Here is a 20,895-nt window from a genome sequence, read left to right as displayed (position 1 = left end):
CCCAAAGCATAGCTACCGTACATACACAAGTTGGATTTACCCCTCTTAATCCACGCCACTTGCTACAAGTCACCGAAACCCTAGTACAAGTCGGCGTAAATAAGGCAACCATTGTAAATTGCTCCAAAGCTTACAGTGTAAGCCTTTTAATTTCATCGGGGAAAACAGCGTACTGACTCAACCCACATACTAGCTGTAGTTAGGGAGTTAAGCAGACTGGAACATTTGGGAGAAACCCTGCGGTATGCTTTAAATGCTGTGGCTGAAGTCGCACCCATTTGGTTAAAGTCACTAGCTCCTGCCGAGTGGTATGACCGCTATAGCAAACGCCTTGAAGATTCTCGACTGCCTAGAACACCAATAGAACGCTCAGCATTAGCCGAGCTCATAGGTGTGGATGGTTTTTATTTACTCGATCACATCTATTCCCAAACTTCCCCCATCCAACTGCGACAACTGCCTGCAGTAGAAGTTTTACGTCAAGTTTGGTTACAGCAATACTATGCACCAACAGACAAGATTCAGTTACGCAGTGACAAAGATGGGCCACCTTCGGCGGTGCGAATTCGCTCTCCCTATGACGAAGATGCGCGTAACAGCACCAAACGCACTACTAACTGGACTCTGTACAAAGTGCATCTAACGGAAAGTTGTGACGAAAATTTACCTCACATTATTACTCATGTAGAAACTACGCCTGCCACAACGCAAGACCAAACTGTTGTTCCCTCAATTCACCAAGCCTTGGAGCAAAAAGACCTCCTACCTCATCTGCATTTAGTTGACCAGGGATACACTTCCTCCCAATTGCTTTCTGGTTCCCAGCGAGACTATGACATTGACCTGTTCGGCCCAGTTGCGGTTAATATTGCATGGCAAGCAAAAGCCGGACTTGGGTTTGATATATCTCACTTTCGAGTAAACTGGAAGCGAAAAGTAGTTTATTGTCCTCAAGGTAAGCGCAGTTCTCGGTGGAAAAATACTCTTGATGTTTATGGCCACCCAGTAATTCACGTTAACTTCCGTACAAAAGACTGCAAGAATTGTCCTGTTCGCTCTCAGTGTACCCGCGCCGCTAATGACCCACGGGCGTTAACCATACAGGCACAACCCGATTACGAAGCCGCTTCTAAAAGCTTGGACAAAGTTACCCACATTTGGATAAATTTGGACAAACCCAACTCCACGGTATAAGTTCGCTCAACTAGAAGCGCGTTTTCGCTTGCTTTGACCAGATTGCTCTGACCATTGCTTGACCACTAGTTCCCAGTTAGAGATTCTGTAATAATCATGCCTGCACGATATTTCAGAATGAGACTTAAGGGTTTTATTCAGTTGGTTCCACAGGCTCCACACGTGCAAACCATCCTTCACGGACAGATAGGCGGAGACGGAGCGAGGTAGTTTTTCTGTTAAGCGCATACCACGCCGAGCAATAGCTATAGCCGCAGCTTCATCGCTGGCTAGTCCATATTGCCGAACGTATTTCACTAATCCAATAGTGCTGGTATACGCAGGGTTTACCTTGATTAGGTAAATCCCACGATTGCTTAAAATGCTCTCAAGTAGTTCATAAAACCGACTGTACGCCCAACCAGACAACATTCTGGCGTACTTCTTATTTCCTTCACGCAATTGCTCTTTCTTTGCACAAAAGTCTAGCTCCTCGCATACAACCGGGCAAGCGTTGGTGCTAGCAAGATTCGCTAATTGCAAGCAAGCATCAACAATCTGAGCGTCCTGCTTGCCATTCGGCAATCCCATGTGTAATGGTATTTGTCCATGTGCTTTGAGGTTGCCATCATAACCAACGTATGCCCAGCCGATGGAGCCAGGGTTCATGTCAATCCCAATGCATCCATAAGAGGAATGGCGAGAAACTTTTTCAACGGGCGTCTTTGTAAACTGCACGGCGGCATTCCACTTACCGTTTTTGTAGAAAAAATGCCACGTCTTGCTGCCGTCTTTTGGCAATCTATTTATGTTCCGTTCAAAACTCCCTAATCTGGTTTGAACGTGCTTTCCAAACTTTGGTTCTAGGCAAGCAGGCACTCGAAATTTAATGCATTCGCCATCCCACTGGCAAGTCTGATTCCCATAAGATTCGTCTTTGGAACCGACAACAAATACCTGATTTCTAGGAATGGTCGTATGAATTGGGGCAGCCTTTAAGTGCTTGATTTGCTTTGCTAATCGAGATGCTCTACGTTTTTTTTGGTGAATCTGAAAGCGCAGGTGTTGCCAGTTCGTATCTCGAAATTTAATAGAACAAGACAATGGGAATCGGCACCCAGTCTTCGATTTCTGCCACTTCTTTTTTGCATAAAACTTGGCAGAATCAGATAACTTCTTTTTTGCAGTGGTAATCCAATTGTTGATAGACTTTAGCTTACATAAGAGCGTTTTTATATGAAGCGAGCGGTGTTCTTTCGATGCTTCTACTGCACCACTAGCAAAGCTAATTACGCCGTTGGCTTGTCGTTTTGAAATACCTTTTGTCTTTTGTAAGTAAGTGTTCCAGCTAGATTTATTGAATGGCTGGTCAGACAAAAGATGATTCGCCGTCTCGCACGCTGCCTTGTGGAATACCGCACTATAAGCAGTTAGAAACATCTCGAACTCTGTAAGTCCCAAGCTATTCAATTCTTCTACTGGTGTCGGTAATCCTTTGACATACGTGATACTGCTCATCTACATTACCTTGTTGACTTAACCTCTGCCATCTGTCATACTCATATCATATATGAGTATATTAAAGGTTGTCAATATGGCAGGGAAAAAAATTTATAACGAATCAAAACGTAGATTCACTATGACATTGACTGAAACAGCTATTAAATGGCTTGAAGAAAAACAACTTGAGCTAGGAGCAAATAGCCTGAGCGATGTAATAGAACGCATGGCAAGGGAACAGTTACCCAAAAAATCTAACAATGGGTAACTCTGTCTAAAAATTAGCTTACAGTTATTAGCCCTTCAAAAAGCCAGGGAGCGACAAAAAACCGAAGAGTTTCAAAAGCAGTATGAACTACGCTCCGGCATTGAAGGAACTATCTCTCAAGGAATCCGAGCATTTGAATTGCGCGATTGCCGTTATATTGGGTTAGCTAAAACTCGTCTACAACATATTCTGACGGCTGCCGCTATCAATCTAGGGCGAGTTTTCGCATGGTTGGAGGAGATACCACGAGCTAAAACTCGCTCCTCACACTTCGCCAGATTAGCGGATTCTACTGTGTGACATAAAATACCAATTCATCTGTTGACTCATCAATAAGATTTAATTCTACTCCCGTGTAATACATGGTAAAGTGTCATCATTTTGAGTTAAATTTACGATGTAATACACGGTTAAGTTTATGTTAAAACGAGATATTCAGGGAAAGTTTGCGCTCAAAAATGATGATTATCGTGAAGTCCGTTCTTTGCGACTGACTGATGATACCTGGAAAGCACTTGGTATTGCTTCTGAATGCTTAGGCTTCACCAGGGCTGACTATTTGGAACACATTGTTAGGCATAATGTTCTACCGAGTATTACACGGGGAGATTCCAATTTTTTAGCTCCCACTCCTCCAGAACCTCAACCAGGTATTACACCGGCTCAAGAGTCTCATCACACACTCAGACTTTCAGAACTGGAAATTTTACGTGACACGGAGAGGGGGAGATTCGAACTCCCGGATGCTTTCACATCATCCGATTTCAAGTCGGACGCAATCGACCACTCTGCCACCTCTCCAGTAAAGCTGTCAGCCATTCGCTGTCAGCTGTCAGCCATATTTGCTGACCAGTTACTAAGTATATCTCATCCTCACGCAGTTTGCACTACTGGATTGGGTTTTTTATAAAGAATTTCTTCTGAGGTAACGGCGAAATCCTTGCCAACCCATACGAGGGAGACTTGGGAGACGCTACCACCTTCTAACAAAACGATTGAGAAGTTACGCTGCTTGTCGGTGGGAGTGTCTACAATCCTGGGCACGCTTGCGGCGTTTAGGTAAACTGTGCCTTCTGGACTGGTAAAAACGCGCTTTCGCGGCTCTTTCTTGGTGTGCCGCAGGGTGTGGTGCATGTGACCAAATGTAACGAGGGGAATGGTTTTACCTGCAGTAATACTTTGAGCGATCGCTTCTGCCAAATCCGGATCGCCAAAGTCACCGCCTATGGGATGCCAATCTTTGCCGCAGGGGTCTTCTGGACGTTCCCCCAGCCCGGTAGGTCCGTTGTGACCGATGAAAATTACGCTCTCACAAGCCGCACTTTTTGCCGCAGCGACGATGCGGGCTGTGGAGTCTTCAAAACTGGTCACTCCATACCATTCTTTGTAGAAATCGGCATATTTCCATTCAGGTCCACCCCAGCTAAAGGGACGACCACCAATAACGGTTAAATTCAAGCTGGGAAAATCCAACTTCCCGTAACCGACATGGGTTTCACCCAACAAATCCAGTTGTTGCTGTACCCAGTTTTCTTTGGTGCGGTCATAAGGACACTTCTTTCGTCCCCATTCTGTGGCAGTGTACCAAGCATCATGGTTTCCCATCACTGCTGCTTTGGGAATGCCAAGGGACGCGATCGCTCTGACCACGTCTACTGACTCATTGCCAAAATCCCCAACAAACAGCACTAGGTCAACACCCAGATGTTTGAGTGCAATACCATCTTCCTCTTCCCATTGGTCGTGAACATCTCCTACTACAGCAATTTTTATTGTTTGTGAGTTTGTTTTCTGACTGGTCATGCCATTTTCCTTGCCATCTGTTTTTAGCATAGGAAACTTATAGGGTTTTGACACAACTCCGAGGAAGAAGGGTTACTGGCGAAACATTTTTGGTAAAAACTACTATAATTGAATCCACGATACAAAAATTTGCAATTTTATTACAGCTTAACTGTGTTTACTACTACACTTGCTCAACGTGGCAAAACTGAACGGGGCGATCTACCACTGGATTTATTTGCAGCTATTGAGACTCTTAAAAAAGAACTCAATGCGATTGTCCTTGCACACTACTACCAAGAACCTGATATTCAAGATATTGCAGACTTTATTGGAGATTCACTCCAACTTGCCAAAGCTGCAGCCAACACAAATGCAGATGCGATCGTCTTTGCTGGTGTCCACTTTATGGCAGAAACGGCAAAGATTCTCAATCCAGACAAAATGGTACTGTTACCCGATCTGAATGCCGGCTGTTCTTTAGCTGATAGTTGTCCGGCAGAGTCGTTTGCGGCTTTCAAAGCAGCCCACCCAGACCATTTGGTGGTTTCCTACATCAACTGCTCTGCTGAAATTAAAGCACTGAGCGATATTATCTGCACCAGTTCCAATTCAGTCAAAATTGTCGAGCAGATTCCAAAAGAGCAGCCAATTATTTTTGCTCCAGACAAAAATTTGGGGCGGTATGTCATGGAAAAAACTGGACGAGATTTGGTACTGTGGGATGGCAGTTGTATTGTCCATGAAACTTTTTCCGAAAAGAAAATAGTGCAGCTAAAAATTGCACACCCGGAAGCAGAAGCGATCGCGCACCCAGAATGTGAAACAAGCGTATTGCGTCACGCCAGTTTTATCGGCTCGACAGCGGCTTTACTCAAGTACTGTGCAGAAAGCCCCTCGCAAGAATTTATCGTTGCCACAGAACCTGGAATCATTCACCAAATGCAAAAACAAGCGCCTCACAAGCTCTTTATTCCCGCACCCCCCATAAATAACTGTGCTTGTAACGAGTGCCCCTTTATGCGGTTAAATACCCTAGAGAAGCTGTATTGGGCAATGAAAGACCGTACTCCGGAAATTACTTTGCCAGAAGATATCCGCGTAGCTGCATTGCGACCCATTCAACGGATGCTAGAAATGAGTGCTTAGAACTAAGAAGCTTTTTTCTTAGCTTCTTTTTCAGCAGCTTCACGGTATTTTTTGTATAGCTTTGTACGAATTTGAGCTTCCTCATAACGGCTGTGGTCTGGTGGCACGGATTTCATCAATTCTGATGCCCGTTCCCACCTAGCAGCCAAATCCAACCATTGAGCTGGAGTTTTAGCTGTTTTACCACTAGCATACGCTTGATTGGCAATTCGCACTGCTGATTTAAAGGAATCTTCAGATGAATAGGAAGCGGGAGTGGAAGTTTTTGGACTATCCGTAGGCTGGTTGGGAAATTTGCTTTGGTTAGTGTTAGTTGCTGGAACTACTGAATTAAAAGCTTCTGGGTGGTAAGAATTTTTAAATTTATTTCCGCTTAAAGTATAACCAGCCCAACCAAGCCCCAGTAAAAACACCCATAAACTAGCTCCTCCTAACATCCCTCTTATAGGGGAATTTCTGAATTTATTTCTGAATTTATTTCTGTTATTAACTATGACAAGACGCGAAGATTGGGACATTGGTAAATGCGCTTTGCCTTGTTCCTTGACTCGCTCTTTAAAATCTTTTATGAATTGCTTAAAAATATTAGGTTGAACTAATGTAATTTCTTGCGTCCACAACAATTGATTTTCAGGGTCGCGGCTAATTTCCTCTAACCACAGCAATTGCTGTTCCCGCACAATACGACTATTGATATTGACCCGATAAATGTTGCGCGGTGCAATAGATTGTAGAATCTGCTGGACTTGCTGAACCAGAGTTGTTTGTTCCAAGTGGTCTACTGTACGTGCCTCACACAGTAGTTGTAAAACACCATTGTCAAAAATAGCTCTAGTTCTGACGCCAGAATTAGCGAGCTTGTCGTTCAGCACTTGAATAATTGCAGCAACGCTACCTTGGTGCGCCTGCCAAGTTATATCGTTTATCCGATCTACCATTTCCATTTTTTAATAAGCAATAGCTGTTCAACCCTGAGTAATTGACAAACAAATTTATTTTAAAAATTTTGGCTTTGTCTTGATTTAAATTTTATGAGTAAAAACGAAATGATGCCAAATTTAACTTAAAGATAAGTGCCATAGAACACCGTATTACGGGGAACCCACTGTAGCAATTTTTGTTTACACTCCAATGACACTATAATAGCAAAGCCCCTCTTCGACTTATCGAAAAGGGGCTTTGATTAATTTATAAACCTGGCACCGAGCTATTTTAGCAGGCAGCTACCCACCAACTATCGTCGCCGCAGCCGTGTGGTTCGCCAGTCCACTCTTGTTGGGAAACCCGCCTACTTTCTCTGGACTCACCAATGACAAATGACTAAGGACGACCTTCAGCAGTTACTTTTTTTGTTACCGATCTACTTAATATCAAGTTGCGTCAAAGCAATTTTTCCTTGAAAAAAGCACAGAAAATACAGAAAGCTCAGAGAGGAAAAAGAGAAAGTTGTCTGTAGGAAGATAACTTAGGACAAACAATAAAGTGGATTTAAAAAAAATGTACACAAATATAGGATTAGAAGAAACCGCAAATTTAGACATAGCAATAGTGGGAATGTCGGGTCGTTTCCCCGGCGCGAAAAATATCGACGAATTTTGGCATAATCTTCAAAACGGAGTTGAGTCTATTTCATTCTTATCCAATGATGATTTAGTAGATTTAAATCTTGAAGATGCGGTTTTAAACGATCCAAATTATGTGAAAGCAGCACCTGTACTGGAAGATATTGACCAATTTGATGCTAGGTTTTTTGGTTGCAACCCCAGAGAAGCTGAAGTCATGGACCCCCAGCACCGTCTCTTTATGGAATGTGCCTGGTCAGCTCTTGAAAACTCTGGATATGACCCGGAAACCTATGAAGGTTTGATTGGTGTTTATGGAGGTATCAGCACAAATACTTACTTTTTTAACAATATATATCAAAATGGTAATTTAATAGATATTTCTAACAAGTATACACTTAATAAAGATTTTTTAACTACAAATATTTCATATAAATTAAATTTAAAAGGACCAAGTGTAGGTATCCAAACGTACTGCTCTACTTCATTAGTTGCTGTACACTTAGCCTGCAAAAGTCTACTTGATGAAGAGTGTGATATCGCTTTAGCTGGCGGAGTTACAATTACCGTCCCACAAAAGTCAGGTTATTTTTATGAAGAGGACGGAATTTTATCTCCTGATGGTCACTGTCGAGCCTTCGATGCTAAAGCACGGGGTACTATCTTTGGTAGTGGACTTGGAATAGTTGCCTTAAAAAGATTAAAAGATGCCATAGCAGATAGAGATTACATCCATGCAGTGATTAAAGGTTCAGCAATTAACAATGATGGTTCCTTAAAAGTTAGCTATACGGCACCTAGTGTAAATGGTCAGGCTGAAGTTGTTGTAGAGGCTTTGGCAAATGCTGGAATCAATGCTGATGATATTTCTTATATAGAGACGCATGGAACTGGAACAGCGACTGGTGACCCAGTTGAAGTTGCTGCGCTCACTAAGGCTTTTCGTGCTTTTACACAGAGAAATGGCTTCTGCGCGATCGGTTCAGTAAAACCAAACATCGGACATCTAGATATAGCATCTGGTGTAGCGAGTCTTATCAAAACTGTCTTAGCATTAAAATATAAACAAATACCTCCTAGCTTAAATTTTGAATATCCCAATCCTGAGATTGATTTTGCCAACAGCCCCTTCTACGTTAATACTCAACTTAGCGAGTGGAAAGCTAACAATACTCCTCGTAGAGCAGGAGTGAGTTCCTTAGGTTTTGGTGGAACTAATGCCCATGTAATTCTGGAAGAAGCTCCTGAAATTCAATATTTTGATGGCTCTAGACCTTGGCAATTGATATTATTATCAGCCAAAACTAGCTCAACTCTAGATAATACAACTACTAATCTGGCTGACTATTTAAAACAATATCCAGATATAAATCTCGCTAATGTTGCCTATACTTTACAAATAGGTCGTAGAGCTTTTAACCATCGCCGAATTTTTGTGTGCCAGAACATTAAGGATGCTGTAGCTACTTTGGAAATACAAGACCAACAGAGGGTTTTTACTGCATATCAGGAGCATAGGGAACAGCCCGTCATCTTCATGTTTTCCGGACAAGGGGCGCAATATGTCAATATGGGACGGGAATTGTACTCAGTCGAACCCACTTTCCGCCAACACGTAGACACTTGCGCTGAGATTTTGCAGTCTCACCTGGGTGTTGATATCCGTTCTCTATTGTATCCAACATCACAAGATACAGAAAAAGCTTGTTTGCAGCTACAACAAACTGCCATTGCTCAACCCACCCTGTTTGCGATCGAATATGCCCTAGCTCAATTATGGATGGAATGGGGAGTGCATCCAGTAGCAGCAATCGGTCACAGCATTGGGGAATATGTCGCCGCAACTATTGCAGGTGTGTTTTCTCTAGAAGATGCCTTAGCAGTGGTGGCAACCAGAGGAAAACTCATGCAACAATTGCCCACTGGGAGTATGCTTGCCATTCCACTGCCACACAAAGATGTTCAATTCCTGTTAGATGCAGAAACGATTTATAGTAAATCTGTTGACATAGCCGCAATTAACAGCCCAAGTTCCTGTGTTGTGTCTGGGACAAATGAAGCCATTGCAGCACTCCAGGAGCAATTGTCCGACCAAGGGATTGAATGCCGTCTGTTGCATACGTCCCACGCCTTTCATTCTGCGATGATGTCACCAATATTGGAACCATTTGTGCGGTTGGTGAAAACTGTGAAACTTAGACCACCACGCATTCGCTTTATTTCCAATGTAACTGGGACTTGGATGAGCGATGAACAAGCCACAAATCCCAACTATTGGAGCCAACACCTACGCCAAACTGTGCAATTTTCTGATGGCATAACCCAATTATTAGAGCAGTTTGAAGGAGTATTTGTGGAGGTGGGACCGGGAAGAACTTTAAGCACATTAACAATACAGCATCTACAGAGAAATACAAAACAGGTGGTGCTGAGTTCATTACCCCATGTCAAAGAAAAACAATCGGATGTGGCATGGTTATTGCAAACATTAGGTAGATTGTGGCTAAGTGGTGTCCAAATAGATTGGTCGGGATTTTACCGCCACGAACACCGTCATCGTTTACCTTTGCCGACTTACCCGTTTGAGCGACAACGCTACTGGATTGAACCGCCCAAACCAGAATTTGGACAAAATGGCAGTGGCAAAGCCAATCACACTCCAGCATCATTGGTTAAAAAAACTGATATAGCTGACTGGTTTTATATTCCTTTTTGGAAGCCTTCTTTACCTCCAGTACAACTCGAACATCAAGAATTAGCAACTCAAAAATCCAGCATTTTGGTGTTTGTTGATGATTGCAGTTTAGGTATCAATTTGGTAAGACGACTGGAAGAACAAAACCAGGATGTTATTACCGTAACAATAGGTGAAGAATTTACCATATTAGGCGATCGTCAATATGCTATAAATCCTGAAGATAATCAGGATTACAATGCCTTAATTAAAGAGCTTTTTATACAAAACAAGTTACCAAAAACCATTGTTCATTTATGGAGCGTTACACCTAGTCACGAACAAAAATTAAAAATTGAAGAAGTTGATAAATCTCAAATAACAGGATTTTACAGCCTGCTATATCTTGCTCAAGCTTTAGGAAGAGAAGAAACAACTGATGATTGTAACATCACTGTTATTTCTAACAACCTATCTCGCTCTGCTCCTAAAAGTTGCTCAGCTGCTAAATCAATCTCAAAATCTACATCATCTACATTGATTTCATAAGGGTCAGCCGTAATCTTCCAACCGTCTTTTTCTAAAGCATTTCTAACAATATTATGAAATCTATCTTTTGCCATAGGATTTAACTACACTAAAAATTTGGCGACAACATCAAGCGTTGGGGTGAATCACCTCGACAACTCCTCCACCATTTGCAAAATACGAGTATACAAAGCATCTGCAACTCTGAACCCTGCTGTTGCAATCAACCCATCCATCACAGGTTTGACAGCGACAATGAATCCTTTTTGTTTCGCTTCAACCAAAACCCCTAACAATCCAGTAATTCTTAATCCTAACCTATCAGCTTCCGCTCTTCCTCGCCGTTCGTCGATAAGTAGTAATTCTGCATCGATTTCAATCGCTAAAGCTATTGCTTCACATTCACCTTCGTCTAATTCTTGCTCTAATAAAGCTGCAATTAGGGAACGGTTTGTTACCTGTCGTACCTCAATCCAATCAAATGTACATACTTCTTTGGAGCCAGGGACAGGTGTGGATGTATCTGTTAATTCCTGATAAACAGCTCCTGGTATTAGGATTTTAGTATATAGCTGTCGAAGTAAATCTAATTGACCAATAGCAGCAAGGCTTGTAATTGGTGAAGTATCACTAATAACAATCACAACCTACCCAACTCCCGCAAATTCTTCAAATCAAGTTCAAAATCTTCTATTTCATAACAATACAGAGGAATTTTGCGTTCACCAAGCAACTGCTGAAACTGTATTTTATCCATTTCTGCCAACTTGCTAGCATATCCAAGGGGAAGTTTTCCCGATCCAAACAGCAATAAAGCAACTTCCTGTTTAAATTCGGCTTCTGTCATTCCACTAGCACGCAAAGTCTCATCTGATATTACGATGCTCATTTTTCTTACCTCTCCCAAGAATCATGCTGTTTTTGATTTTTGACTGCGACTTGCACCGAATCGACGAAGATACCGAGTCTATAGGTTCTTCCAAGCTTCGTCTTCCTCTTCATTCAGCCAATATTCGCTGGTTTCTTATTTTTCATCTTTGAAAATACTTACTTTATCATAATTTATAAAGGCTTCCTAGACTAAAGATACGGCGATGATGCAGCTTTAGCATTTACGATCGGTTCTGCAAGACGGCAAGTTTACTTACTTGTACTCACCTACTTATTGTAAAATTCTATCCTAATCTTGCAAAACTATACTTTCCATAAAATCAAATGATTCAGAAGATTTTAGTGTCAGGTTTGTTTCTACTCTTACTCCCATTAGCAGCTTGTTCGCCTAACACGTCTGGAACATCCACCCAGAATGCTACCAAGGACATAAGACCCTTAGTAACAGGAGCAATTCCCGACCAAGACCCAGAGAAATTACAACGGCAGTATACTAAACTAGCTTCTTATTTACAGAAAGAACTCGCTATCCCTGTAGAATACAAACCAGTAACTGATTATACAGCGGCAGTAACAGCTTTTAAAGTTGGAGACCTGGATTTAGTCTGGTTTGGAGGTTTAACTGGGGTTCAAGCAAGGCTGCAGGTACCCGGTGCAGAAGCCATTGCCCAACGTGATGCAGACGAAAAATTTCATAGTGTCTTTATTGCTAATAAAAAAAGTGGTCTTAAACCATTCAAAGATATCTCCGATCTCAAACAACTCAAGAACCATACCTTTACCTTTGGCAGTGAATCTTCCACATCTGGTCGTTTAATGCCACAATACTTTCTCGAACAAGCTGGCGTAAAACTCACAGATTTTAAAGGTGAAGCAGGTTTTTCTGGTGACCACGACAAAACTATCAAACTTGTGGAAGCAGGAAGTTTTGAAGTAGGTGCTGTAAACGCAAAAGTATGGCAGAAGCGTGTCGATGCAAAAGAAGTAGACTTGAGCAAAGTAGAAGTTATCTGGCGTACTCCTGCATACTACGATTACCACTGGGTTATTAACCCCCAAGTCAAACAGCGATATGGTGATGATTTTGTCAAAAAAGTCCAGAATGCATTCTTGAAATTAGACTCTAAAGTACCGGAGCAAAAAGAAATTCTCGACCTTTTACAAGCAGAAAAGTTTATTCCTACTAAAAATGAAAACTACGCCCAAATTGAACAAGTAGGTCGAAAAATTGGTAAAATTAAATAATTAGTCATTTGTCAAAAGTTATTTGTCAAGGATTGATAGATATTAAATATGCGATCGCGCATAAAAATACCTATGTGTTTTGGAATGTAAGAAACTTCCAGATAAAAAAATATTCCACTTTCTCTTGTGATGCGGGCTTCTAGAGAGCCAATTGTACAGAACTGGCGTCCTCGCCCGTTCCACAAGACGGATAATTTATTTCTTGGACATTCCTAAAATTAAGTGAAATCTGTACCGATGACACATGACCAAGGACAAGGTTCAAGTTAATTTGCATTTGATTGTGCCAACCTACTGACAATCGATTCTTGGCTCTTTTCACCCATGAACCAACCTACACCAATTTTTGAACTTAAAAACGTCACAAAAAAATTTGGTAACGTCCAGTCGCTCACAAATATTAACTTGCAAATCTATCCAGGTGAAAGGCTAGCCCTTGTTGGTCCAAGTGGTGCGGGGAAAAGTACTTTGATGAGCTTGCTCAATGGTAGAATTCAACCTACACAAGGGGAAGTTTGGGTACTGGGTCGTAATTTAGTCAATATGCGTCCCAAATCCCTTCGGCACGTTCAAAGACAAATTGGTACGATTTATCAACAATTTCATTTAGTAGACAACCTACAAGTCATTCATAATGTCAACGCCGGACATTTAGGAAGATGGTCATTTTTCAAAGCAGCGATTTCATTGATTTACCCATTAGAGGTGGAAAAAGCAACAAAAGCTTTAACACAAGTGGGCATTCCTGAAAAGCTGTACGAACGAACAGATCGCCTATCTGGAGGACAGCAACAACGGGTAGCGATCGCCCGCGTATTGGTGCAAGACCCCGCTGCTATTCTAGCCGATGAACCTATCTCCAGCCTTGACCCCGAACGCAGTCGCGAGATTATGAATTTGCTCCGTCAGTTAAGCGAGGAGACAGGTAAAACACTTGTGACTAGCTTGCACGCAATTGAATACGCTCGCAGTTATTTTCAGAGAATCATTGGCTTGCGACAGGGGCAAGTTTTGTTCGATCTTCCCGCTGAAGAAGTGTCACCAACAGTCATTGAGGAATTATATAAACTTGAACCGCAAGTAACTACTCGCTTTCTGCCATAAGATTACCTAAAGACGTAGCGAACGGTGGGCTACAAAAATTGGTTATTTTAGAGCTAAAGACGTAGTAAACGGTGGGCAGTGCCCACCCTACAAAAATTGGTTATTTTAGAGCGTCCAAGGAGTAATTGGTAACAAATAACAAATGACAAATAACACGGAAAGTACCGTCTGGATTCAGCTTGATTGGACGACCGCCAATTGTAACGGTAGCATCGGGTTCTGTTGCACCGTAAACAATCAGTTCAGCATCAGCAATTAACCAGAACTTGCGAGGGCGCATTGGTACGTCGCCGGAGAAGCCAGCACCAGATGCAAACATACCGATACCGGATTCTGTTAAACCGGATACAGTAGGAACTGCCCACATACCAACGCCAGAGGGGAAGATGTAGGAACTGATAGCTTGGGATGGAACCATTGAGCCAGGTACGTGCTGCATGGAACCGAACAGAGAACCAGCAACCCGCAGTGCTTCGGCAGATTCTGCCATGCCAAAGATTTGATCGTAGATGGCATTGCCTTGGGCGGTACCGTTGCCAGTAAAAACAGGTGTCTTCTTGGCAGGAGGAACCAGTTCGTAGAGGGTTTTGCCCTGCAAATCTTCTTCAAAGTTGACAGTGATGAAGACGTCTTCAATCCAATCAGAAGGATAGACAGGAGGAACGTGGACTGTTGCTGAACGAGCGAGGATTAACCAACGACCATCAGCGCAGCGGTAACCAATGTCGATAACGTAGTCGCGATCGCTCACTGGAATTGGAATATACCATTCCCTTGCCAACTCATCACAAGGATATTCTTGGATACTGTGGGGGCTTTGATATTCCAAATTAATATCGGTCACATCATAAATACGCAGTGCTAGCTGTTGTCCCCCCTGACGACGCAATTCTTCTTTGTGCTCGTTGGTAACATCCCAGTAGGTGTACGCCCACTGAGGGTCACGGGGCATAAGAACAATGCGGCTTTCTCCGTAGCCTGCAGGGAGATCCGCGAGTCCTTCATCAACATCAGCAAGAGTTCCACCGGTACGATCTACCTGACCCAACTCAAATTTTGCTGCTTCCACGGTTTCCTGTGCCTCCATTGAACGAGATTGGCTGAGAGAAACTTTACTGCGCTGGACTTCTTGAATCGCTGCCAGCAATTGCGATTTACGCATTCTGCTATAGCGAGATATCGCATATTCGCTAGCTACTTTACGTAGCTGCCGCAATGTCATCTCTTCTAGCGGTGGGCGTTCTTTTGCCATGAATTTGGCCTCCAGTAGTTTGAAAGGTTCTTGATATCCCCTGGTTAATTAAGTGGCTGATGTTGTGCCATCAAACCCAGACGAACTTCTTATTCCTGACTCCTGGTTTTGCCGAGGTTTTCAACTTTTTAGTGTGTTTTTAAATGACAGGTCAAAAATTTTTTCCCAGATACCCCATACAAGAGTATGAGATAAGGAGATTCCAGGGAGAACGTTCGTTTTTGTTGTCCCTATTCCTACTATTGACGCTTTCACTTTCTCCCCTAAAGGGAATGAGTGCAATTCGCCAAAGCTTTAGGGTAGTACTTTGTGCTCTGACACTGGTCTTACCCCTAATAAAACCTTTTTAATGACTTGGTTCTGACAACCGGAATGCACAGACGTGTCATGACACGTCTTCACTCTCCCCCCTAAACAAAGTCTTATAAAGACTTAGGCTAGTCAGATACAGGATTTTACTTCGCCCCCGACCTCAGTCGTGAGCTTCTCGACCAGGGTCTAATGACTCTCTTTCAATTCCCTGTTATGCCAAAATGAGCACTTTTTTTTAGGGCGTAGAGTAGCCTTTGTTAAATGAATATTAACCAGTAACCCCCAGTCGGGATCAAGGGGGTTCGAGACACACTTTTGCATTTTTCACGGATTTATCAGCCCTTTGGGGATCGCAAAGTTAAGATTTCATAACATTACAGCTATTTGGGAACGGGCTTAGGCTCTAAAGCACAGAGTTTATGTCAAAATTTGCTGACATAAAAATGCAGTATGGCGATCGCTCCTAAGAGGTAGGGCGATCGAGGTGTGAAGAATTCCCGGTATTGGTTAAACTTGACAAGGGCTGACTTGAGCAACGCTGTTTTCAAAAAACTTCTTGTATTGCTCTCCATTTTCTGATGCGAACATTATTGTTACAGATTTTACTGGTGCAGTTTTGGATTAGCATAGGTGAAGGAACCTTACCAAAAAGCAAGTGACGTCAGCTCCAAAACTAGTTTGGAAATTCGTAATTCTTTGAGATGTCAATGAGACGTGTTGGTATAATCGGTGGTGGGCAATTGGCATGGATGATGGGAAGTGCCGCAAGAAAGTTAGGAGTAGAATTAGTTGTTCAAACTCCCAGCCCTAACGACCCAGCAGTATCCATAGCCACAGATACTCTTTTCGCTTCCATAGATGACGCCAACGCCACAGCAGAACTCGCTAAAAAGTGTGATGTCATCACTTTTGAAAATGAGTTTGTCAACATAGACGCTTTATCAAAGCTAGCCGCCCAAGGAGTTTGTTTCCGTCCCAAATTAGAAGCTTTAAGCCCTCTTTTGGATAAATATCACCAACGCTGCTATCTACGGGACTTAGGTTTACCTGTTCCGGAATTTGTTGCTCTTTCTAAAATTTCTCATTCTTCAGAACTGGGTTTTCCAGTTGTTTTAAAAGCGCGGCGTCACGGTTATGATGGTCAGGGGACTTTCATAATTAAAGGACAGTCCGATTTAGAACAAAAACTAGACTCAAAAAACAGCCCAACAAATTTTTTATTAGAAGAATACGTTCCCTTTGAACGAGAACTAGCAGTCATCGTCGCACGTTCTACAAACGGTGAGGTTATGACTTACCCCGTTGTAGAAACACAGCAACAAGAACAGGTTTGTCGTCGAGTCATTGCACCAGCTGATATTCCAGAACAAGTGGCTTTGGAAATAGAAGATATTGCCCGTACTTTACTTAATAGCTTGGAAGCAGTAGGCGTTTTTGGAATAGAATTATTTCTGACGGCAGATGGCAAAGTACTGGTTAATGAAGTAGCGCCCCGTACCCACAATTCCGGGCATTTTTCTCTGGACGCTAGCAAAACCTCCCAATTTGAACAGCACCTGCGAGCGGTTTGTGGTTTACCTTTAGGGAATACTGCTACGATATGTCCCAGTGCTGTTATGATAAATCTTCTAGGATATGAAACTTCTCATAGCGACTATATGGGCAAACGCCAGCAAATAGCGCAAATTCCCCAAGCACACATCCACTGGTACGGGAAGAATGAATCCCGACCGGGGCGCAAGCTGGGACACGTCACGGTTTTACTGGATACCCAAGATGGGGATCGAACAATGGCGATCGCCCGTAATATAGAATCTATCTGGTATTCCAAATAAGGTTGCAAAAAATTTTCAGCAAACAACACACAATATCTTTTTCAAAGCTATAATGGGTTTGTTACACTGCGACGTTGGTGACTGCCATAAAGTTTTTTGATCTATGTCTGAAAAAATATGGGAACCAAAAGATTCTCGTGGCAGTAGACAGGGCAAAGTACCCGGAAACTTTCAACGAGGGATATCGGTACCCTGGTGTTTAACTCTTGGTAAGTAAGTTGTTGTTGTTGAAATACCACCGCCACAGCGTTTGTTGTCTTTTTCACACAGTTTTCAAATAACTGATGAATGCACTGATTTGAGGGACATTCAACTTGGTTATTGTTCCACTTCCACAGCAAATTCCATTGTTCGGCTTCCGTAAGTAGGGGCAATGAAGCAATTTGCTGCACTGGATTGATGATAATTCCTTCTAGCAGTATTTGGAAATGACTTGCCATTCGGCTAATTGTTGTTGCATCAAACAAGTCAGTATTGTATCTAAAAATACCAATTAGTGATTCGCTCATTTCCATCATGTCAAGAACGAGATCGTTCTGTCCTTCCTGCTGGGAAATTACAAAAGGCTCCAGTGTTAATCCGCCCCAATCTTCTCTAGCTCTGGTTTGATTAGATACAGATAATTCATAGTCCTGGACCATTTCTGCCAATTTCAACAAGTTAAACGAAACTCGGAAAAGCCCTGGAAGGCTGGGATCTCGATTCAGCTGCAATCGCTCGATCAATAAAGGAGAGGGATAATCTTGATGTGCGATCGCGTTCAACACAGTATGGCGCACTTGGGATAAAAGTGCGCTAAACGTGGGATTGCCAGCAAGATTAACTCGCAAGGCAAGCATATTCACAAAGAAGCCCACAGTCTCAGCAAACTCAGGCTGACTCCTGCCCTCAATTGGACAACCAACTATAATATCTTCCTGACCCGTGTAACGATAAAGCAATACTTGAAAGGTTGTCAGGAGAGCCATGTAAAGGGTGACTCCTTGAGCCTTCGCCATTTTCCTTACCTGAGAAGTCAATTCTTGATTCAACTCAAAGCTATAAGAAGCTCCTTGATAACTTTGAATAGGTGGTCGAGGTCGGTCGGTTGGTAACTTTAAAACTGGCAATTCACCAGCCAATTGTTTCTGCCAATAAGTCCAAAGATTATCTCCAACTGGACTTGCCAACATTTTCTGTTGCCATTGCACGAAGTCTCGATATTGCCGCTTTATTGGTACTAGAGATACAGCTCGACCTGTATTCTCCGCCTCATATAGCAAACGCAACTCATTCAACAGGATTCCAAATGAGTTGCCATCGACAGCAATATGGTGTATTGTCAGTAAAAGCACATAGTCTTGGACAGAGCAAGTAAACAGATTCACCCGCATCACGGGTTCTCGTTCTAAGTTAAAGGGACGCTGATATGCCTCAACTACCCTCGCAGTCAATTCATCCGAGTTCCAAGTTGAAGCGTCAATCTCGTCGAAGCATACTTCCCGATCTTCGTGAACCTCTTGAAAGGGTTCTGCATCTTGTTGACCGAATGTAGTACGTAGCGTTGAATGACGAACTATTAACGTCTGAAAAGCCTTTTGCAGAGCCGGAATGTTTAAATGGGAGCGTATACGTGCTGTAAAAGCGATGTTATAAGCCGCACTTTGGGGAGCCAGTTTATACAGAAACCAAAGACCTTGCTGACCATAGGTAAGGGGATAGGATTTAGAAGCGGAAATATCCTCGCGCAGTAAATGGATAATTTCTGCTTTGTGCTGCTGAATTTTATTTAACACTGTAGAAGTTAATGCTTCTTTGGGAGCACGATAACGCAGTTTCTCACCATCAAGCCACAACTCCACATTCTGCTGCGAGAGATCTTTAAGAAAGTCAACCAAGTTCATATCTCACCTTCCAGCCAATCATCATCACTCATCGCTTTTTGCTCGAAGTGTTCCTTATCTTTAGCAAGGAGTTGTTCATTCAGTTGTGTTGCTAAACTAGCTACATTAGAATCCTCCATAAATTTCACCGCAGACAAGTCTACCTCTAAGTCAGTTCTGAGTCGATTTCTCAACTTAACAGCTATCAGGGAATCAATTCCCATAAAATTAAAAGGCTGTTGCACGTCTAATTCAGATGCACTGATTCCTACAGCTTGAGCAATTTGCTCTTGAATATAAGTTGTTAATATCGCTTGACGTTCATTGGCAGTTCCTTCTGCCAATTGTTGTAGAATTTTCTGCCCTTGTACCGATACCTGACCTGCTACTTTTTGTCGTTCAGTTTCATGAATAAATTTGGAGTGCATGGAAGAAGTAAGTTTTTTCTATTTTACCTACAATCCGACTAAACCTTAAATCAGTACGGTTTCAGGACAACCATCAATAGTTTTTTCCTGTTTACGGTTTAGTATAGCGATAGTAACATCACCTTCAGACCAACCATCATTGCGATCGAAAAAGGTGCATGATGTTTTGAGCATAATTAAATCGCCGCGAGCCGAGTATTTGTTGATTGATAGAATTCCCTGAAAATTATTAGAATTAATTGGTTTCTTAAAAATACTGGAAAACTTAACAATGAGAAAATCGCTTAACTGACGACGTTTATAAGTTTCTAAATTCCAGTCTTTCATGACATCTAATAACTTCTTTTCCAATAAATAAGCAATCATCACATAAAATAATTGATTGTAGCAAATGTTGAACTCCACTGAATTAAAGTGTCCGGTGTCAGCAATGTAGCACGATTCAGGAATAGAAAAATCAGCTTTGATCGACCACGAATTTTGATGGCTACTTTTCGAGCGATCGAGTAAATTATTTGTCTCTAAATATTGAAATTGAGCTTTTTTTAAATACTTGCAATCTTGTTTGTATGGTTCTAAAAAAATCTCTAACAAATTTTGATTGACCTCATCTATCTTGGTATCTCTCTGGTGGAAATCCATAACTATTCCTCATTAACTAAGTAGTATCTGTTTATCACTTTAAAGCCTACCTATGTTTTGCGATCGCACCTTGACACAATCTTTATTTCGCAAGTATTTCTGGTTGTTTATGAAGTCCAATAGAGGAAACATAAAATGGTAGACCATCGTAAATACCTATACGATAGCTGACACTTGTCTCGCCTTCTGGTACTATAGACGCTTTGTGATTGAGAGTTCTATTCTCCCATAAGAGAATGTCACCCTCTTTCCATACGTGCGTGTGAATATACCGCTCTTGTTCAAGAAATGAAAATAATTCTTGTAAAACTTTTTGATTTGTTTCATAATCCAAACCCACGATACCAGTAGTAAAACCTTGATTCACGTACAAGATTTTTTCATGAGTAACGGGATGGGTAATGATAGCTGGATGTTTAACAGGTGGAAATTTCTTTTCAAATTCATTCAGAATATCAATGATAGCTTTGTCAATATCCCACTCTTGCACTTTATAACGCCATTTAGCTTCATGTATTATATATTTACCATCAACAAAATTTTTCAAATATATAGGTATGTTTTTATACATTTGCTGCATATCAATGTAATAAGTTTCTCTAATTGAATTTGGTAAAACTTGTGGATACAGCATAGTAAATGGTAAAGGCTCATCAAGAAATGCACAGTCAGTATGCCAGTATCTACC

16 protein-coding genes, 1 tRNA gene and 5 pseudogenes are annotated in these 20,895 nt (G+C 42.0%); 9 read left to right on the top strand and 13 right to left on the bottom strand.

Going from position 1 to position 20,895, the window contains the following annotated elements:
* Positions 1-156 precede the first annotated feature (156 nt).
* Positions 157-1,146 (top strand): annotated as a pseudogene (locus ACYRY3_RS03760) (transposase); the annotation flags it as partial.
* A 54-nt stretch (positions 1,147-1,200) separates the two neighbouring features.
* On the opposite strand, the gene ACYRY3_RS03755 reads toward ACYRY3_RS03760, so the two are convergent.
* On the bottom strand, positions 1,201-2,691 hold the full coding sequence (locus ACYRY3_RS03755; RefSeq protein ID WP_460200417.1) for a hypothetical protein: 1,491 nt from the start codon (positions 2,689-2,691) through the stop codon (positions 1,201-1,203).
* A 76-nt stretch (positions 2,692-2,767) separates the two neighbouring features.
* Here ACYRY3_RS03755 and ACYRY3_RS03750 point away from each other — a divergent pair, with 76 nt between their 5' ends.
* The 3 genes and pseudogenes from ACYRY3_RS03750 to ACYRY3_RS03740 all read left to right on the top strand — a co-directional run.
* Positions 2,768-2,941, top strand: a complete 174-nt coding sequence (locus ACYRY3_RS03750; protein WP_460200416.1) for a hypothetical protein — start codon at positions 2,768-2,770, stop codon at positions 2,939-2,941.
* A gap of 27 nt (positions 2,942-2,968) precedes the next feature.
* Positions 2,969-3,241 (top strand): annotated as a pseudogene (locus tag ACYRY3_RS03745) (transposase); the annotation flags it as partial.
* Between the two features lie 118 nt (positions 3,242-3,359).
* Positions 3,360-3,545 (top strand): annotated as a pseudogene (locus ACYRY3_RS03740) (hypothetical protein); the annotation flags it as partial.
* A 112-nt stretch (positions 3,546-3,657) separates the two neighbouring features.
* On the opposite strand, the gene ACYRY3_RS03735 reads toward ACYRY3_RS03740, so the two are convergent.
* Positions 3,658-3,742 (bottom strand) — tRNA-Ser (locus ACYRY3_RS03735).
* Positions 3,743-3,814: 72 nt separating this feature from the next.
* Complete coding sequence (locus ACYRY3_RS03730) at positions 3,815-4,774, bottom strand: TIGR04168 family protein (RefSeq protein ID WP_460200415.1); 960 nt, start codon at positions 4,772-4,774, stop codon at positions 3,815-3,817.
* A gap of 123 nt (positions 4,775-4,897) precedes the next feature.
* On the opposite strand from ACYRY3_RS03730, the gene nadA reads away from it, so the two are divergent.
* Positions 4,898-5,872, top strand: coding sequence for a quinolinate synthase NadA (gene nadA, locus ACYRY3_RS03725; RefSeq protein ID WP_460200414.1), 975 nt, complete (start codon positions 4,898-4,900; stop codon positions 5,870-5,872).
* A gap of 2 nt (positions 5,873-5,874) precedes the next feature.
* On the opposite strand, the gene ACYRY3_RS03720 is transcribed toward nadA, so the two are convergent.
* Complete coding sequence (locus ACYRY3_RS03720) at positions 5,875-6,810, bottom strand: hypothetical protein (protein ID WP_460200429.1); 936 nt, start codon at positions 6,808-6,810, stop codon at positions 5,875-5,877.
* A gap of 559 nt (positions 6,811-7,369) precedes the next feature.
* On the opposite strand from ACYRY3_RS03720, the gene ACYRY3_RS03715 reads away from it, so the two are divergent.
* Entirely contained in the window at positions 7,370-10,657 is a 3,288-nt protein-coding gene (locus tag ACYRY3_RS03715; protein ID WP_460200413.1) for a type I polyketide synthase, read from the top strand.
* Here ACYRY3_RS03715 and ACYRY3_RS03710 read toward each other — a convergent pair.
* The 3 genes and pseudogenes from ACYRY3_RS03710 to ACYRY3_RS03700 all read right to left on the bottom strand — a co-directional run.
* Positions 10,588-10,731, bottom strand: a pseudogene (locus tag ACYRY3_RS03710) (element excision factor XisH family protein); the annotation flags it as partial. The gene ACYRY3_RS03715 and the pseudogene ACYRY3_RS03710 sit on opposite strands and share 70 nt — an antisense overlap.
* Before the next feature lie 51 nt (positions 10,732-10,782).
* Complete coding sequence (locus ACYRY3_RS03705) at positions 10,783-11,280, bottom strand: DUF3368 domain-containing protein (RefSeq protein WP_460200412.1); 498 nt, start codon at positions 11,278-11,280, stop codon at positions 10,783-10,785.
* Positions 11,277-11,525 (bottom strand): UPF0175 family protein, encoded by a 249-nt coding sequence (locus tag ACYRY3_RS03700; RefSeq protein WP_460200411.1) that lies wholly within the window; start codon positions 11,523-11,525, stop codon positions 11,277-11,279. The genes ACYRY3_RS03705 and ACYRY3_RS03700 overlap by 4 nt, the downstream gene beginning before the upstream one ends.
* A gap of 329 nt (positions 11,526-11,854) precedes the next feature.
* Here ACYRY3_RS03700 and ACYRY3_RS03695 point away from each other — a divergent pair, with 329 nt between their 5' ends.
* Positions 11,855-12,772 (top strand): putative selenate ABC transporter substrate-binding protein, encoded by a 918-nt coding sequence (locus tag ACYRY3_RS03695; RefSeq protein ID WP_460200428.1) that lies wholly within the window; start codon positions 11,855-11,857, stop codon positions 12,770-12,772.
* A gap of 324 nt (positions 12,773-13,096) precedes the next feature.
* Positions 13,097-13,876 (top strand): phosphonate ABC transporter ATP-binding protein, encoded by a 780-nt coding sequence (gene phnC, locus ACYRY3_RS03690; protein WP_460200410.1) that lies wholly within the window; start codon positions 13,097-13,099, stop codon positions 13,874-13,876.
* Positions 13,877-14,030: 154 nt separating this feature from the next.
* Here the strand turns inward: phnC and ACYRY3_RS03685 are convergent.
* Together ACYRY3_RS03685 and ACYRY3_RS03680 are read right to left on the bottom strand one after the other, a co-directional pair.
* Positions 14,031-15,128 (bottom strand): annotated as a pseudogene (locus ACYRY3_RS03685) (DUF4912 domain-containing protein); the annotation flags it as partial.
* Positions 15,129-15,862: 734 nt separating this feature from the next.
* Entirely contained in the window at positions 15,863-15,988 is a 126-nt protein-coding gene (locus ACYRY3_RS03680; protein ID WP_460200409.1) for a hypothetical protein, read from the bottom strand.
* Positions 15,989-16,147: 159 nt separating this feature from the next.
* On the opposite strand from ACYRY3_RS03680, the gene ACYRY3_RS03675 reads away from it, so the two are divergent.
* Positions 16,148-17,275 carry a 5-(carboxyamino)imidazole ribonucleotide synthase gene (locus tag ACYRY3_RS03675; protein WP_460200408.1) on the top strand — a complete coding sequence of 376 codons (1,128 nt, stop codon included), beginning with the start codon at positions 16,148-16,150 and terminating at the stop codon, positions 17,273-17,275.
* 101 nt (positions 17,276-17,376) lie between these two features.
* On the opposite strand, the gene ACYRY3_RS03670 is transcribed toward ACYRY3_RS03675, so the two are convergent.
* From ACYRY3_RS03670 to ACYRY3_RS03655, 4 genes are all read right to left on the bottom strand, one after another.
* The gene (locus tag ACYRY3_RS03670) at positions 17,377-19,158 is read right to left on the bottom strand and encodes a condensation domain-containing protein (RefSeq protein WP_460200407.1); all 1,782 of its coding nucleotides are present in this window, start codon (positions 19,156-19,158) and stop codon (positions 17,377-17,379) included.
* On the bottom strand, positions 19,155-19,565 hold the full coding sequence (locus ACYRY3_RS03665) for an acyl carrier protein (protein ID WP_460200406.1): 411 nt from the start codon (positions 19,563-19,565) through the stop codon (positions 19,155-19,157). The genes ACYRY3_RS03670 and ACYRY3_RS03665 overlap by 4 nt, the downstream gene beginning before the upstream one ends.
* A 45-nt stretch (positions 19,566-19,610) precedes the next feature.
* Positions 19,611-20,207, bottom strand: coding sequence for an FcoT family thioesterase (locus ACYRY3_RS03660; RefSeq protein WP_460200405.1), 597 nt, complete (start codon positions 20,205-20,207; stop codon positions 19,611-19,613).
* An 82-nt stretch (positions 20,208-20,289) separates the two neighbouring features.
* Positions 20,290-20,895 (bottom strand): TauD/TfdA dioxygenase family protein (locus tag ACYRY3_RS03655; RefSeq protein ID WP_460200404.1); only part of this gene is annotated, 606 nt, incomplete at its 5' end.

The sequence above is a fragment of the Scytonema sp. NUACC21 genome (genome assembly GCF_054684315.1).
This window is presented reverse-complemented; position numbering and strand designations above follow the sequence as displayed.